This is a genomic window from Pseudomonas sp. PA-4-8C, from assembly GCF_021606625.1.
GTDB classification, from domain to species: domain Bacteria; phylum Pseudomonadota; class Gammaproteobacteria; order Pseudomonadales; family Pseudomonadaceae; genus Aquipseudomonas; species Aquipseudomonas lactis.
This window is the reverse complement of the sequence record NZ_WKCD01000112.1, coordinates 1-16,119: the sequence shown is the minus strand read 5'-3', so window position 1 is coordinate 16,119 and position 16,119 is coordinate 1. Positions and strand designations below refer to the sequence as shown.

Genomic DNA, 16,119 nt, shown 5'->3' with positions numbered 1-16,119 from the left:
CGCCATCTCAATCAGTCAAACCTGCACCTTCACCCCCTCGCGATCCCCCTGAGCCATCACCCTCACCGCAATCGAAGCACCGGCCAACAGCCCAACAATCCCCAGAACCTCAAGACCGGTAGGCAAGCGCTGCTCGGCGATCAGTCCAAAGGCGACTGCGAATATGGTTTCTACTGAAATAAGCTGCCCGGACAGGGCCATCGGTAGCCTTTGGCTGGCAAAATTCCAGGCCCATGCGCCGCCAACGGAGGCAACACAGGCCAGCGCCGTTGCGGCAGCCAGCACCGGCAGGGTGTTGCCCAAGTGCAGGTCCAAATGCGGGTAGGTGTACAGGTCCAACACGAGCCCGAACGGCACGAACACGACCACGCTCAGACCGGCGCCAACCATCATCAGGCCCGTCCATAGGCCTGCGTGCACCCTGGGGATTTTCGCCAGCATCTTCTGGTTGAGTATGCTGAACATTAGCCAGGTCAGCACCGCACCCACGGCGTAGCTGACCGCGACCAGGTAGGAGGTCAGGTCATTGTCTAAAACGCCGACCAAGGTGCCATAGTTTGCCGCGACCAACCCGCAAACCGCCAGGATGATTGGGACAGCGAGGCTGCTCCAGGTGGTGGTGCGTTCGATCATATTGCCTGCGACCGCAATGATGACCGGTGTAGCGCTCAGGAATGCCGGTGCGATTATAGCGCCGCCATTGAGCACACTGCCCATGATGCAACCGATGTACACCGCATAGCCAAGCACGCCAAGCAGCCCGACGTTGAGGATTGAGCGCCTGCTTAAAGCAGGGTCGCCAGGCCAATAGATGCGCAGCATCACCAGGCCGATGCAGCCGGACACGATGAACCGCAGGGTAATGAAGTCAATCGGACCGAACGCGCCCATCATGTAGGGCGATAGAAAATTAAGCGCCCAGCTAAAGGTGGCAAATACCGCAGCTGCCACCCCCAGCGCGTAGGATCTGGACATTAGCGCTCCTCTGCAGGCGACCTTTGCGGGGGCATCAGATGACAGGCCCACAATAGGTGGAAGTGCGAATTTCCTCGCCGTCATTGATGTCGATAAATTGCGAGCCATAGGCGGTTTGGGTCGGCCTGCCCCAATTGACCCCCATTCCTACGCCGCCACCGCTTTCAGACTCGCCTTCGAACATCGTTTTGTCCAATCGTGAACGCCAATCGAGAAAACGCATGGTCACCGCCAGTCGAGTCGCGAGCGGCCCTGGCAAGAGCGGTTCAGAGCGGTGCCACATCGACTTGGTGAACAGCAGTACATCGCCCAATTCAAAATCGTCTTGGGTCTTGTACGCTTCAAACAGGTCTGTGAGCAGGCTGGGCGTTTGGAACACAGCTCTCAAATGCGCGGAAAAGTCCTCCACGGAAACGCCGGCAACCATTTTTCTGGAAAGCAGGCTGGCCATCTGGAAATTCGCCTTCGCGCTATAGATGTCTTCGGCTAGATAAGCCATGCCCCCGCCTTGGCCTGAATTGTCGATAGGATCCAACGGGATCCACACGCTGAAGGCTGCGTCCTGAGGGCGGATGTACCTGAAACTCAGGGAATCGTAGTGCCAGGCAAAACCCTCTTTATGCGGGGTAAGCTCGAAACTCTGGGACTCGGTCATGATCAGCGGATGCCCGATTAACGTCACCAAGGCCGTCCTGAAAGCGATCGAGGAATAGATGTTTTTCACCGCATCGGTTGTCCCCAGATCGTAGGTCAACCGGCTGAAGGAGTCCCCGTAGGCGGACTTCGACTCCCGTGCAGAGATCACTTTCGAACGGGCCGCCTGCTTCAAGGATTGAATGGCGTGCCCAGATAAAAAGCCTTTGAGTTTGATAAACCCTTGGCGACGAAATACTTCGATTTCGTCGTGGCTGAACGAGAGGTTGTTAACAAGAGAAAGATCCTTTTCCTGAGATTGCATCAGCGTGGCCTCCTTTATGCCAGCGTTTGAACTCAAGCATGCAATAGGTGGGCGCTGGTGACTTGAACTCACACGACTGTTTTGCGCACAGAGGCGACATTGGAGGTTGTGTTGCCAGCCGACGGCGATATTGCTAGTGTCAGCTCATGACTGCCTATTGCCTCACCTCGACAACCACCACCACGACCGTTGACAGCGGAGCGTGCGAGGTGTCGTGAGCCAATAACCAACGAACTTCAAAGGCCCGCCAGCGATGGACAGGGTCTTTTTTTATGCCCTTGTGTCGCTGGTTCACACGCAAGGAGATGCACCTATGTACGCCCTCTTGATACTCGATATCCAAGTCGGACTCATCCATGGCCCGGAAAAGCCCTGGCGCTGCGACGAGCTGTTGGAAACGCTCAATACCCTGATGGACAAGGCCCGCAGCGCAGGCGCGCCGATTTTTCTCGCGCGTCACATCGGCCCCGCTGGCTCGCCAATTGAGCCGGACAGCCCACTTACGCTGATTGCACGGGAACTGAAGTTGCTGGGTGGAGAAGTGGTGTTCGAAAAGCGTCGGCCTAACGCTTTTGCGATGACTGACCTGGCTGACAATCTGCGCGCTTGCGGCGCCACCGGCGTGGTAGTCACTGGGATGAAAACGCAATACTGCGTCGACAGCACCTGCCGCGCCGCGCGTGATCTTGGCTTCGAGGCGGTGCTTATCGCCGACGGTCATACCTGTTCTGATACGCCCTTGATGAAAGCCGAGGCCATCGTGGCTCATCACAATGCCACGCTCAATGGGCCGTTCTGCCAGTTGGTTCGGGCTGAGGACTGGAGCTTTTAACAGAGCCTGACGACGGGGGACGCCAACAGGGCCGAGCTTCGGAATTTTCCCGCAAGTTGCCGCGCTGTTGGTGAACTGGCGCAACCCCCTTCACAACGCTAACTTCTCTGCGTCGCTGACGATCAGCGTCCGGCTTTGACAGGCCGAAAAGTGTAACCTTTCACACCCCGTGATAAGACGGCATGCTTGCGCATTCCGCTCCGTTCATGGCGGCTGTGCGTGGGGCATCTTCGGGTGCGCCGGGTTCCTACACTTCCGGTCTGTCAACCCGCGTACAGCTGCCACCCAACCCTGTTTGACAGCAGGGAGGAGGCAGCTCCTTAAACAGTGTGGGAGCTTCATCATGAAAAAAATCACCCCCAATCCCCCAACCACCCTCTTCACCCTCGCCGAAAACATCCACCCCGAAACCCTGCTAATCCAAGCTAGCGAAACCCTCGCCTCCCTCAACGCCATGACCACCGACCTGGCTTTCGAACTCGAAGGTGCGCACCGCCACAAGTTGCTGGCCGCTCAGCAATTGATCGTTCTAGGCGAGTTACTCGTAGAACGGGTCTTGAACACCCAACCATTCACTACCCAGACACCACAACCCTAAAACACGCAAACGGGCGAGCTGCCTCACCGCATCTCGCCCGCTGGCATCCCCTCACACTTCCCATTACCCTGACGGCCTTTATCAGACAACCGGAAGTCAGATACCCGTGCTCAAGCCCCTCGCCGTTATCGCTCTCACCGTCATGCCCTTACTCGCAACCGCTGCCGAGCTGGACGGGGTCTGGCAAGGCACCTTGGGCAAGTCCACTATCACCGTCTGTTTCAACGGCGCCGACGGGGAGCATGGTAGTTATTACTACCAGCGCATCCGTACCCCGATTCAACTGACCCAGGCCAACGACAACGCCCCTTGGGTGGAGGAAGGCAACACCGGTTTCTGGGCCCTGCAAAAACCTCAGGGCGATACCCTTTCTGGTGCATGGAGCAAAACAGATGGCGGCACGCCGCTGCCACTGGCTTTACGCCGCATTAGTGCGGACGGCTGCGGCAGCGATGCCTATAACGCGCCCATGGAAGCCGCGCCGCTGCCGATCAAGACCGAGAAGAAGACTTTCCACAACCACACCTACCAGCTCAAGACCCAAGGCCCCCGCGTCACGCTTAAGCTGGAAGGTGATGACCCGGCGGTGCAGAAGATCAACCAGCAGCTCGCCGCCCTGGCCGTCAATGACGAAGATTTAACCGACTACTTTTATGAACGGCGTGAATACCTGGGTCGAAACGGTTCGGTCTATACCAGTGAGATCGAGGTTGAGCCCGCCTATTGGTCATCGCATTTTCTCACCGTGCGGTTCTACCGCTGGGCCGCAGGCCAAGGCGCCATGGGCATCAGTTGGGGCCTTCACTCCTGGAACCTGCAAACCGGTGACAGTGTGGACCCATGGGCCTGGCTCGGCGGCCATCAGCAATGGCATGACGCCTATTCCGGCCATTTGAAGCTGCCGGCCGCCTTCAGCCCTTGGCTCGCCAAGCAAACCACCACTGACGAGGGCTGCCCGGCGATCACCGATTACTCCATCTTTCACCTCAGCTTCAACACCCAGGGCCTGCAACTCTCGACACCGGCCAATGGTGACGGTTGCGACAACGACTTGGCCTTCACCTGGGAGCAGTTGGAGCCGGTGCTGACCGCACAAGGCAAAGCGGCGGTGCCCAGCTTGAAACTGCCTTGATCCGCCGGAGAAAAACCCCACGGCCGTTCACCAAAGGTTAAGAATCGCACTCGTATACTCCCTGACTACCCATGACCGGTCGCCCGATCGGTCTCATGCCTCGGTAGCCAGACTCCATGACGCGCCCCGCTCCCCTGCTGCTCTTGCTTGCTGCTCTGTTGTTCTTTTTCGCCCTCGGCAACCATGAACTGCAAGGCTCTACCGAGGCTCGGGTGTCCGGGATCGCCATGGCGATGCACTTGGACGATGACTGGGTGGTGCCGCGCCTGTTTCGTGAACCCTTCCTGGAAAAACCGCCCCTGAGCCTGTGGCTAGACGCCGGGGCGATTCGTTTGTTTGGCGCCAGCACCGGGGCGGTGCGCTTGGCGTCGGCGTTTGCCGGGTTGTTCAGTGTGATGCTGTTGTACGGGATGCTGCGTCGGTTCGGGCGGCCGCAGACGCTGGCGTTCAGCGCTGCGCTGATCCTGGCAACCATGGCCAGTTATTGGGGCAATGTGCGGGGGGTGGGTGAGGATTCGTTGCTCAGCCTCGGTGTCACCGCTGCCCTGCTGGGGTTTTACCAGGCGGTACGGCCCGATCGTGAAGGTTCGAGTACCTGGGCCTGGGCGTTGTTTACCGCCGGGATGGTCATCGCCACGTTGAGCAAGGGCGTGTTGGGCCTGGCGATGCCGGGCATTGTGATTTTTGTGTACTTGCTTTGCACCAGCCTCATGGATAAGCGCCTGCGGCTGGGCGATTGGCTCAAGCCGGCGCTGTTCACGCTGTTGGCCTTGGTGCCGTTGCTGATCTGGCTGGGGTTTCTGTTTCAGCGCGGCGGGATGCAGGCGGTGGGTGAAGTGTTATGGACCAATAGCGTCGGGCGCTTCAGCGGTTCGTTCGTAGAAGCCGGGCATTACGAGCCGTTTTACTATTACCTCGCGAAACTGCCCGAGGCGTTCCTGCCCTGGAACATCCTGGTGTACCTGGGCCTGTGGCATTTCCGCAAAAGCCTGGTGCGCAACCGCTACCGGTTGTTTTTCAGTGTGTGGCTGGTGGCGCAGTTCACCCTGCTGACCCTGGCGTCCAGCAAACGCACGGTGTACCTGATGGCGCTGACGCCAGCCGCGGCGGTGCTGGCCGCTGAATATGCGCGGGTGTTGCTGGAGTGGGCCAAGGAACATAAGCCGGGGCTGTACCGTTTTCATCGGCGCATTATCGGTGGGGTTTTCGCCCTGGCCATCGCCTGTTACCTGAGCGCAGCGTTCTGGTTTGCACCCAAAGCCGACGCACGCCATTCATTCGTACCGGTGATCAGTCAGATCCAGACCCTGCAAGACGAAGGCAGGACGGTGGCGATGTACCAACCCAACGAGCGCATCGACGGCGCCAGCGTGTTCTACCTGCAGGCCTACTTGCCAATCCTGAACACCGAAGCCGAACTGCGTGCCTTCCTGAGCGCCAAGCCCGGCAACGTTGCGTTGACGGACCACACCGACCGGCTGAAAGCACCGGTTACGGTGATCAAGCAAATGGCGATCAACCGCCAGCCTTATTACTTCGTGGAGCAGTAAGGCCGGCGCGCGATATCAATGCTTGGTGAGCTTGTCCAGGTAGCCCATGGCAAACGCCGAGACCACGAACGTCATGTGGATGATCACGTACCACATCAGGTGCTCTGGATCGACGTTCTTGGCGTCCATGAAGATGCGCAGCAGGTGGATGGAGGAAATCGCCACGATGGAGGCCGCCACTTTCATCTTCAGCGACGAAGAGTCCATGGTGCCCAGCCAGTTGAGCTTTTCCTTGTTTTCGTCGATATCCAGCTGCGAAACGAAGTTCTCGTAGCCGGAGATCATCACCATCACCAGCAAGCCGCCCACCAGGGCCATGTCGATCAACGACAGCAGCAGCAGGATCACTTCGGCTTCCAACATGGTGAAGATGTTGGGAATCACATGAATGATTTCCTGGAAGAATTTCAGCGCCAGGACCAGCAAGCCCAGGGACAGGCCCAGGTAGATCGGCGCCAGCAGCCAACGCGAGGCGTACATCGTATTTTCGATAAAGCGTTCCATTGAATCTCACACAGCTTGGCTAAAAATGGTGCCGAGTATACCAGCCGCCACCCGGCCCCTGTCACCGCGAGAAAACTGACCCAAGTGGCATCTGTAAGAGAATTTTTCTGCTAGTGTCGAGACCATTCACTCGGCTCGATGATGTCGGACAGGAAAACTCAGATGATGGATGTGCGATCCCCTTTGGCCGCTCTCGGCCTGTGCGCGGCGTTGCTGATGGCCAGCGGCTGCTCCCCCAAAGAAGAGCAGAAGCAGGCGACCCTCGAAGAGAAAACCGCGAAGTTCGAACAGTCCCTGGACAGCATTCAGGACCCCAAGCTGCGCGATGCCATCGCAGACCTGGGCGGCTCGCTGCTGTTGCTGGAGCGCGCGCGCGTCAAGCTCGCCAGCAAGCCCATCGAAGCCGAATACGGCGAAGACAGCCTGGCCCTGCTCAAGCATTACCCTACGCCCCAAGCGCTGGTGGACACCTACATCAATGGCCTGTTCGTACTGCGCAAAACCTCGCACTCCGACTACCTGACAGATTTGCAGCCGGTCTTCCCGTTCTTCAACGCCCCGGACCAGTTCCCCTTCCCCCATGGCCTGGAATGGCAGTCGGTCACCCTGAGCAACGATAAAGTCATTCCCTTCCAACCGGAATGGTCCGAAACCGACCCCGGCATTCAACTGAGCCCCAGCAGCTCCAACCTGACCAACCCCGACGACCTGACGGTAACCTACCCGTTTATCGAAGGCATCGAGACGGAAAACAAGAGCCAACCACAACCCATCAGCCTCAAGGGCGCGGTGGAGGTGATCACCCCGGGCAAGGTGCTGACGTTCGACCTGACCAAACAAGACGTGGGCCATAAACGCACAGATGGCAATATCACCCTCAACCTGCTGACGCTGGAAAAGAACTACGCCGAGATCGAATTGACCAACAGCCAGCCCCTGGCCGCCGAAGTCGGCGACGCGTCACCCAATCCGCTGCTGGTGCAGGCACGGGACAGCACCGGGCAATTTCTGACCCGCTCAGGCTCGATCAACGAGAGTGCCGCGCAAGTGGCGTTCTATGAGAAACAACTGGCCGAGATGCAGAAACAAACCGCGTGGTCCGATGCCTTCGATAAACAGCTGACCGACGCGCAAAAAGCCTTCGAGCGCCAGCAGACAAGCCATTACGCCAAGGTGTATTTCAACGGGCTGATCGATAACCTGCAGGTGAACGTGCTGGATTTCTCCAAGGCCACGCTCACCCGTAAAGACCTGGACCTGCCGGTGATGCGCTTTGACAGGAACAGCCTGCAAAAGACCGTACAGCCCCTGCCAATGCCGGTCACGGTGTATGACGACGGCGCCGCCAGTTGGCTCAAGGATGCCTCGATGACGGAGGACCAACTGAAAAACAGCGTCACCCTCAGCCAATCGACCGAAGACGCCAGTGCCGCAAAAATCGTGTTCGACCACCCGTTCACCTTCAATGACGACCTGGTCGGTGCCGAGCGCAACAACAGTGACGCGCCTATCACCTTTTTCACCGCCGATGACAAGGGCGAGCGCGGCGAGCCCATCGAGCTGCCGACCGAGGCTTTCGAGCTCAACGCAGTAAACGGCACACTGACTTACGACCTTAATCTGTTCCCGGAGACCCCGGCGTTTGTGGTGGGCTCGGTACCGTTGTTTTTGGCCACCATCGAGAAGGCCACGATTGACGCCGCCAAGCTGCCCAAGGGCCTGTCGCTCAAGGACAACGCGCTGATCGTCGACCAGAAGGACTTCCCCGCCGACAGCTGGCGCTTCTACGCCAAGGATGCCAGCGGCAATTACCTCAAGGAGATCCTCGGTGTCAGCCACCGCGCCGAGGAATATGGCACGGCGATGTTTGACGTGCATTACTTCTACGGCCAGCCGACCACGCTGGAAAGTTACCAGCGCACCGACCTCAGCACCGTCCAGTACGGTTTTGAGGTGAAGCTGGACAGGCCTGAGAGCAAATAGCCCTGGGTGGACGCGGAGCGTCCGGGGCGGCGTTACCACGCGGAGCGTGGGAACGATCCTCAGAGGGTCAGCCGCTCCTGGCCGCCATTGAGTTGGCGCAGATGGGCCTGCAGGTGCAGGCACCAGATCTGCGGTTCGTCCATTTGCTCGTAGCCGTGCAAGGTCAGGCTATCGACGATGGTGCCCAGCATGCGTTCTGCCACGAAGGGCCCATGGAACGGGCCCTGGGATTTGACGGTGGAAGGCTGTTCGCCTGACATGCCGGCGGCAAATAGCAGCGTCCACATCCCGTTATCCCCGGCCAGAGGGCGAATGGAGCATTCGATACGGGTGACCAGGCCCAGGCACTGGCGGGTAAGGCAAAGGTTGCGCGACATGGCGGCGACCCTCGGTAGATCGGTGTTCAGCCCCAGCGCACGGCGAGGCTGTTTCTATCCTGCGACTCCTGTGGATATCCCTGATTCTGAGAATAGAAGAAAAACACGACAATCCAAGGTTGTAGAGACCAACGGGCGTTGGTCCCTGAGGGTGGAGTCAATTTTGTGGCACGCTAAACGTTCCCAAAAACACCACGGACCAGTGTGGGAGCTGGCTTGCCTGCGATGACAGACTCACAGCCAACCTCCCAGTTGACTGATACACCGCTATCGCAGGCAAGCCAGCTCCCACCTTGACCGAGTGATGACAGCAATCAGGTCGGCTTGGCTTCTGCCAACGCCTGCTGCGCCAGCTCTTTCTCCGCCTCCTTCAAATCCTCCTCACTGATCATCTCGGCAATCGCGCGCAAGCGCTCCACCACCCGCGCATTCACGGTGCCTTCCGGGAATTGCCCCTCGGCGTCCGGCTCACCGGCATCCTCGCCCACCAGCAGGCTCAAGGCCTCATCGGCCTGGCGCACCGCATAGATATGGAATTGCCCGGCACGCACAGCCTGCAACACTTTCTCGTCGAGCATCAGCGTGGCGACGTTGGCCTGAGGGATGATCGCCCCCTGCTCACCGGTCAACCCACGGGCTTCGCAGAGGCGGAAGAAGCCTTCGATCTTCTCGTTGACCCCGCCCACCGCCTGCACTTCACCAAACTGGTTGATCGAGCCGGTGATCGCAAAGCATTGCTTGAGCGGCGTCTTCGACAAGGCCGAGATCAAGGTGCACGCCTCGCCCAGGGACGCACTGTCGCCGTCCACGTACCCGTAGGACTGCTCCAGGGCGATACTGGCGGAGATGGCCAACGGGAATTCCTGGGCATAGCGGCTGCCCAGGTAACCGGTGAGGATCATCACACCCTTGGAGTGAATCGGCTGACCGAGGTTAACTTCGCGCTCGATGTCGACAATGCCGCTGCCGCCGGGGTACACCGTGGCGGAAATCCGCGCCGGTACGCCGAATGCCGAGTCGCCCACTTCCAGCACCGTCAGGCCGTTGCACTTGCCCACGGCCGCACCGGCGGTGTCGATGAGGATGACGCCGGCGAGCATGTCGTCGAGAATCCGCGCCGACACACGGCCGGTGCGCGTGGCCTTGGCCTTGAGGGCGCGCTCGATATGCCCGGCATCGGTCATCTCATCGCCCGCCAGGTGGCGAATAAAGTCCGCCTCGCTGACCAACTGGAACAAATCACCAATACGCGCAGACAAGCGGCCTTGATGTTCGGCCAGGCGTGCGCTGTAAGTCGCCAGGCGCGCCACCGCGTCCGAGGTCAGCGGCGCCATGCCTTCTTCCGACGTGCGGGTTTTGAGCAACTGGGCGAACTGCTCCAGGCTCTCGTCGACCATGGGGATGTCTTCGTCGAAGTCCACCAATACGCGGAACATCTCCTGGAAGTCCGGGTCGGCGTCTTGCAGGGCGTAATACAACTGGCGCGAACCGATGATGATCACCTTGACCTGCAAGGGAATCATCTGCGGGTTGAGGGTCACGGTGGCCAGGCGGCCGAGTTCGCCCAGGGGCGATTCCATCTTCAGCTTGCGCGATTGCAGGGAACGCTTGAGCGCATCCCACACAAAGGGCTCGCTGAGCATTTTTTCGGCTTCCAGAATCAGGAAGCCGCCATTGGCGCGGTGCAACGCGCCGGGACGCAGCTGGCGGTAGGTGGTATAGAGCGCGCCCTGGTCGGTGCTGTATTCGATACGGCCGAACAGGTTGTCGTAGGTCGGGTGCGGTTCAAACACCACCGGCGCGCCACCGTTGACCGAGTGGCCCACCACCAGGCTCGGGCAGTATTGCTCCTCAAGCAGCTTGCGCGCCTGGGCGTCGGTCTTGGCGTCGTCCACCAATTGCTCGACCACGGTTTTGAGCAAGTACACCTGCATGGCCTGCAGATAGCCACAGACCCCGGCGTTTTCTGCATACTTTTCCGACAACGGTGCCAGCAACGGCTGCAGGGCCAGGGTGATGGTTTCTTCGTTGAACTGGCGCAGCTGGTTGTTGGACTCGCGCTTCCACTGCGGCAGGCTGGCCAGCTCTTCGTTGAGGCGTTCTTCCAGCTCGGAGATATCGGTGTGGAAGCGCTCGCGATCGGCTTCCGGCAGTTGCGAAAACTCGGCTTCATCCAGCGCCTTGCCGTCGAGCATCGGCGTGAAGGCGATGTTGGAGCTGTCGCGGTACAGCGCCACGTCTTTTTCCAAGGCCAGGCGTTCGATCACGTCCAGCGCTTTGTCGTAGCGCTGGTTGAACGCCCGGTCGATGGCGCTTTTACGCTGTTGATAAGTCGGGTGTTCGAACACCGCCGGGAAGGTGGCGACCAGGTTATCCACCAAGGCGTTGATATCGGCAATAAACGCCGCGGCGGCGCCACCCGGTAATTCCAGGGCGCGGGGCTCGCGGGGCTCATCGAAATTATTCACATAAACCCAGTCCGCCGGGGTTTGCAGGCGCTTGCCTTCGGCTTTCAGGTAGCGTTTGACGAACGAAAAGCGGCCGGTGCCCGGCTCGCCCATGACAAACACGTTGTAACCGGGGCGTGGCATGGCCACGCCGAACTGCAAGGCTTCAACCGCACGTTCCTGGCCAAGCACACCGCGAAAGGGCTCCAAATCATTGGTGGTCGAGAAGCTGAACTGTTCAGCGGAGAAAGGGCGAGTCAGCGCTTCGGGCGCTAGACGCAAGCTGGCAGCAACAGGATCAGGCATCGGGCTTCCTTACATCAGGCGGGGCAGATGGGGCATTCTGGCTCCCGGTTGAGCGCTCTGGCAAGGCGCGCTTTCGGGAAAGCATAGACACGGCACGCGTCCTACAAAAAAATCGCCCGCCACTGAATGTTTATAAAAAAACACGGAACCCTGGGAACGTGCCTAAACTCCAAACTGCGCGGGTTGGACTAATAACTGGCCCCTAGGGTGCGTTGAGCACCTGAACCCTTGTCCATTGGTTTGCACACAAAGAGAACAAAGCTATGAAACGGATCCTTCTTGGTACTCTCTTCACCGTCGTCTCCCTCAATGCAATGGCAGAAGCACCAGGTGGCCCGAACTGCGGTTGGGGCAACATGTTGTTCGAAGGCCAGCGCGGTACTCCGGCCCACTTCCTCGCCTCCACCACCAACGGTACTTCGGGTAACGCCACCTTCGGCATGACCTCGGGCACCAACGGTTGCAGCACCAACAGCGCCCTGACCTACGGCGGCAAGTCCTGGATTGCCATGAATGGCATGATGAACGAGCTGTCCGAAGACATGGCCAAAGGCAACGGCGAAGCGCTGACCACCTACGCGGTGGTACTGGGTGTTGCGCCGGAAGATCGCGATCACTTCGCGGCCGTGACCCACGAGCACTTCCAGCAGATCTTCAGCAAGGCTGACGTGACCGCTGACGACGTGCACAACAACACCATTGCTGTACTGAAAAGCGATGCCCGTCTGGCGAAATACGCAACCCAGGCTTAAGCTCGACCTGCCCGCGCCTTTCGAGGCGCGGGTACTATTTTTGGACCCGCCCCCCCTTTGGGTCTCACTTTTTTGACTTAAGTTGCCCCTATGCTCAAACGCTTTGCCTGGTTGGCACTCTTCGCCTGCGCCCCGCTGTACGCGGCCCCGCACCTTGATGATCAACGTTTGCAGCAACTGGCCAATGATCCGTTCTGGCTGTCGCTGGGGCACTACGAAGCCGGCAAAGTCAGTGGCTGGCGCAGCTATGTCAGCGACAAGAAATTCTTCATCGCTCCCGATGGCGCACACCATCCGGATGCGGAACTCAAGGCCACCGTTGATGCGCTGTATGCACCGGCCAGCCTGGGTGAAAAGCACGCCCAATGTGTTTACCCCGCACGTACCCGCTGGCTCAAGGCGCAGTTGCAACTGAACGACCTGCCCGCCCTGGAATGCAAAGAGTTCACCCAGTGGTTCAAGGACGTCGCGCCCCATAGTGCGGTGATGATCTTCCCGGCGGCCTACCTCAACAGCCCGTCGTCGATGTTCGGCCACACCCTGCTGCGCATCGACCAGGCCGACGTGCAAAGCAACAACACCGCGCTGCTCAGCTATGCAATCAACTTCGGTGCCTATATCGAAGGCTCCGACAACAGCATCCTCTATGCCTGGAAGGGCCTGATGGGCGGTTATCCCGGCCTGTTCGCCCTGGTGCCTTACCAGGAAAAGCTCTCGGAATACCGTAGCCTCGAAAACCGCGATTTGTGGGAATACCGCCTGAACCTCACGGAAGTCGAAACCAAGCGGATGGTCGAACATGTGTGGGAGCTCAAACAGATCCAGTTCGATTACTTCTTCTTCGACGAAAACTGCTCCTATCGCCTGCTGGAACTGCTGCAAGTGGCCCGCCCTGGCCTGCGTTTGACTGAGCAATTCCCACTCACCGCGATCCCTACCGATACCGTCAAAGCGGTAAAGGATGCGGGGCTAGTGGAAAAGATCGACTATCGGCCTTCGCGTGAACGTGAACTGCTCGAACGCGCCAAGCCGCTGGACAGCGATGAGCAGCAGTGGGTGTTGAAAATCAGCGATGACCAAAAGCAACTGCAGGAGCCTGCATTCAAAGCCCTGCCCCGCGAACGCCAGGCATTGGTTGTGGACGCCGCTTACCGCCTGGGCCGCTACCGCGCCAACGGTCTGGAGCGCGATGCGACACGCTCCCAGCGCAGCTTCGAACTGCTGCGCGCAATCAACCAGAACCCGGCGCCAGACCTGAAGATCACCCCGCCTGGCCTGCCGGAAAACGGCCACGAGTCGCGCACCTGGCAAGCCGGCATCGGCACCCGTGGCGACAAAGCCTTCGGCGAATACGGCCTGCGCATGGCCTACCACGACCTCAACGACAACGCCGAAGGCTTCCCCCTGGGCGCGCAGATCGAAATCCTGCAAATGAAATTGCGCCAGTACGAGGGCAATCACTGGCAGCTCCAGCAACTGGACCTGGCCACCATTCGCTCGCTGACGCCACGCAATGCGCTGCTGCAACCCTGGTCGTGGCAAGTTACCGGCGGCCTGGAGCGGGTGCCGGGCAAACACGACGACGAAACCCTGGTCGCCCACGTCAACGGCGGCGCCGGTGGCACCTGGCAACTCTCCGACGACATGCTCGGCTTCGCCCTCGGCACCGTGCGCGTGGAGCACAACAACGACTTCAGCGAAGCCATCTCCCCGGCCGCTGGCTTCAACACCGGCGTGCTGTGGAAAAACCCGTTGGGCAACCTGAGCCTGGAAGCCAAGGGCGATTTCTTCACCAACGGCGAAGTGCGGCGCAGCATCAGCCTCAACCAGCAGTGGGAACTGTCGCGCAACCTGGGCCTGCGCCTGAGTGCCCAGCGTGAATACAGCCACCTGTCCACGCCAGTGAATGAAGTGATGCTTGAGCTGAAGTGGTACCACTACTGACTCAAGCCTTACAACGTTCAAAATGTGGGAGCGGGCTTGCTCGCGAATGCGCAGTGTCAGTCATTGATTATTTGCCTGACGCACCGCATTCGCGAGCAAGCCCGCTCCCACATTTGGCCCGCGAATAGTCAGCCCTACCGCATCTCCCTCTCCCCCCAAAATCAGGAGCTCCATCGACATGACTGTTGCCTGCACCACCCTTGAAGAAGTGCGCGAAAACATCGACCGCCTCGACCAACATATCGTCACATTGCTGGCCGAACGCAGCCAATTCGTTTCCCAAGCTGCACACTTCAAAAAAGACACCGATGATGTGAAGGCCCCACAACGGGTTGAACAAGTAATCGCAAAGGTGCGGGCACTATCCGAGGTAGTGGGCGCCAACCCTGAGGTCACTGAGCAGGTATATCGCGCGATGATTGCTGCATTTATTCAACAGGAATTGGCTGAGCATGCCGCGCTCGGAACAGCAGGCTGAAAACAATCAAATTTCTTTGCCTGCATGGAAGCTCTAAGCCTCTAATTAACTCTTTGAAAAACAAGTAGAAAATTTCAGCCATTTTTTGAGCTTTTTACTTGTGAAAACTTATTCCTAATGACCTAGCTTTATGGAGGTTTGCGTCTAGTCTTGGTTGGATATCAAACTGCCACCAACCTAAACACGGATCTGAAAAGGTAAGAGGCTCACTATGGATTTTTTTGAAAAGCTCACCAGTCTGGCAGCAAAGGTTCGATTGCAAGGCCCGGCCATTCAAACGGAAGAGGCTACAAAAAATGCCTTCGTAATGCCTTTTATCAACACGGTGCTGGGCTACGACGTGTTCGATCCACTGGAAGTGATGCCTGAATTTGTTTGTGATGTTGGAACGAAGAAAGGCGAGAAGATCGATTATGCGATCATGAAGGACGGTGAGGTGCAAATACTCATCGAATGCAAAAAGATCGGCGAGTCCCTGAGTATTAATCACGCCTCGCAGCTCTTTCGATACTTTCACGTCACAAGCGCAAGAATTTCCATCCTCACCAACGGTCAGGTCTACAGGTTCTTTACTGACTTGGACGCCCCCAATAAAATGGACGAAAAACCATTTTTGGAACTGGATTTACTAGATATTGATGAATACTCGGTACCTGAACTGATCAAGCTCACCAAATCAGCGTTCGATGTCGACTCAATCATCAATGCTGCTGGGGAATTAAAATACGTCAGCCAATTGAAAAAGCTCATCGGTACCCAAGTCAGCAAACCAGAAGATGATTTTGTGAAGTTTTTCGCCTCCCGTGTCTACGAGGGCGTAATCACACAAAAGGTTCGCGAGCAATTTTACGAACTGACCCGTAAAGCTTTAGCCCAGTTTCTGAATGATCAAATCAACGATCGTCTGAAGTCCGCAATGAGCGGCGTTATTCAACCCTCGCTAGCATCAATACCCGTTACAAACAGCGCGAAGGCAGACGCACAAGAACGAGATGAAGCAGAAGATAAAATTCTGACGACGCTGGAAGAGCTGGAGGGTTATCACATTGTCCGGGCCGTTGTACGCTCAGTGGTCGATGCAAAACGAATCGTACAAAGGGATACGCAGAGCTATTTTGGAGTTCTGCTAGACGATAACAACCGTAAGCCGATTTGCCGTCTTCACTGTAAGCGTCCAGCCCGCCCACCTTCTCCTCGAGCACCCCTGCCCGCATCCTCTGTATTTTTCAGCAGGGGATTCACATGGAAACGATGCACGCGCGGCGCGAGTCCTGGGCCAGGCA

General features: G+C 58.3%; 14 protein-coding genes. 9 read left to right on the top strand and 5 right to left on the bottom strand.

From position 1 onward, the window contains the following. Nucleotides 1-15 precede the first annotated feature (15 nt). Nucleotides 16-951 carry a DMT family transporter gene (locus tag GIW04_RS17320; protein ID WP_183043797.1) on the bottom strand — a complete coding sequence of 312 codons (936 nt, stop codon included), beginning with the start codon at nt 949-951 and terminating at the stop codon, nt 16-18. A 58-nt stretch (nt 952-1,009) separates the two neighbouring features. Then, nucleotides 1,010-1,933 (bottom strand): hypothetical protein, encoded by a 924-nt coding sequence (locus tag GIW04_RS17315; RefSeq protein ID WP_073844133.1) that lies wholly within the window; start codon nt 1,931-1,933, stop codon nt 1,010-1,012. A 313-nt stretch (nt 1,934-2,246) separates the two neighbouring features. Between GIW04_RS17315 and GIW04_RS17310 the strand changes: the two genes are divergently transcribed. From GIW04_RS17310 to GIW04_RS17295, 4 genes are all read left to right on the top strand, one after another. Next, nucleotides 2,247-2,765 carry a cysteine hydrolase family protein gene (locus tag GIW04_RS17310; RefSeq protein ID WP_198757840.1) on the top strand — a complete coding sequence of 173 codons (519 nt, stop codon included), beginning with the start codon at nt 2,247-2,249 and terminating at the stop codon, nt 2,763-2,765. A gap of 343 nt (nt 2,766-3,108) precedes the next feature. After that, nucleotides 3,109-3,363 carry a DUF6124 family protein gene (locus GIW04_RS17305; protein WP_014719993.1) on the top strand — a complete coding sequence of 85 codons (255 nt, stop codon included), beginning with the start codon at nt 3,109-3,111 and terminating at the stop codon, nt 3,361-3,363. Nucleotides 3,364-3,469: 106 nt separating this feature from the next. Then, a complete protein-coding gene (locus GIW04_RS17300) occupies nt 3,470-4,495 on the top strand; it encodes a hypothetical protein (protein ID WP_120248818.1) in 1,026 nt (341 codons plus the stop codon). A gap of 116 nt (nt 4,496-4,611) precedes the next feature. Further along, nucleotides 4,612-6,045: an ArnT family glycosyltransferase gene (locus GIW04_RS17295; protein ID WP_120248817.1), complete on the top strand. Its 1,434-nt coding sequence runs from the start codon at nt 4,612-4,614 to the stop codon at nt 6,043-6,045. 15 nt (nt 6,046-6,060) lie between these two features. Here GIW04_RS17295 and GIW04_RS17290 read toward each other — a convergent pair whose 3' ends face one another. After that, entirely contained in the window at nt 6,061-6,549 is a 489-nt protein-coding gene (locus GIW04_RS17290; RefSeq protein ID WP_003194267.1) for a TIGR00645 family protein, read from the bottom strand. Between the two features lie 162 nt (nt 6,550-6,711). Between GIW04_RS17290 and GIW04_RS17285 the strand changes: the two genes are divergently transcribed. After that, nucleotides 6,712-8,532: a hypothetical protein gene (locus GIW04_RS17285; RefSeq protein ID WP_120248816.1), complete on the top strand. Its 1,821-nt coding sequence runs from the start codon at nt 6,712-6,714 to the stop codon at nt 8,530-8,532. Nucleotides 8,533-8,591: 59 nt separating this feature from the next. Here the strand turns inward: GIW04_RS17285 and GIW04_RS17280 are convergent, their stop codons facing one another. Continuing rightward, the gene (locus GIW04_RS17280; RefSeq protein WP_120248815.1) at nt 8,592-8,909 is read right to left on the bottom strand and encodes a PA4575 family protein; all 318 of its coding nucleotides are present in this window, start codon (nt 8,907-8,909) and stop codon (nt 8,592-8,594) included. Nucleotides 8,910-9,223: 314 nt separating this feature from the next. After that, nucleotides 9,224-11,662, bottom strand: coding sequence for a Lon protease family protein (locus GIW04_RS17275; protein ID WP_003194272.1), 2,439 nt, complete (start codon nt 11,660-11,662; stop codon nt 9,224-9,226). A 263-nt stretch (nt 11,663-11,925) separates the two neighbouring features. Between GIW04_RS17275 and GIW04_RS17270 the strand changes: the two genes are divergently transcribed. The 4 genes from GIW04_RS17270 to GIW04_RS17255 all read left to right on the top strand — a co-directional run. Next, on the top strand, nt 11,926-12,414 hold the full coding sequence (locus GIW04_RS17270) for a DUF3015 domain-containing protein (protein WP_003194274.1): 489 nt from the start codon (nt 11,926-11,928) through the stop codon (nt 12,412-12,414). Nucleotides 12,415-12,504: 90 nt separating this feature from the next. Continuing rightward, nucleotides 12,505-14,358 carry an Lnb N-terminal periplasmic domain-containing protein gene (locus GIW04_RS17265; RefSeq protein ID WP_120248814.1) on the top strand — a complete coding sequence of 618 codons (1,854 nt, stop codon included), beginning with the start codon at nt 12,505-12,507 and terminating at the stop codon, nt 14,356-14,358. Between the two features lie 178 nt (nt 14,359-14,536). Further along, nucleotides 14,537-14,836, top strand: coding sequence for a chorismate mutase (locus tag GIW04_RS17260; RefSeq protein WP_120248813.1), 300 nt, complete (start codon nt 14,537-14,539; stop codon nt 14,834-14,836). Nucleotides 14,837-15,047: 211 nt separating this feature from the next. Next, nucleotides 15,048-16,119, top strand: a 1,072-nt coding sequence (locus GIW04_RS17255) for a type I restriction endonuclease (RefSeq protein ID WP_236479079.1), incomplete at its 3' end; no start/stop codon positions are given.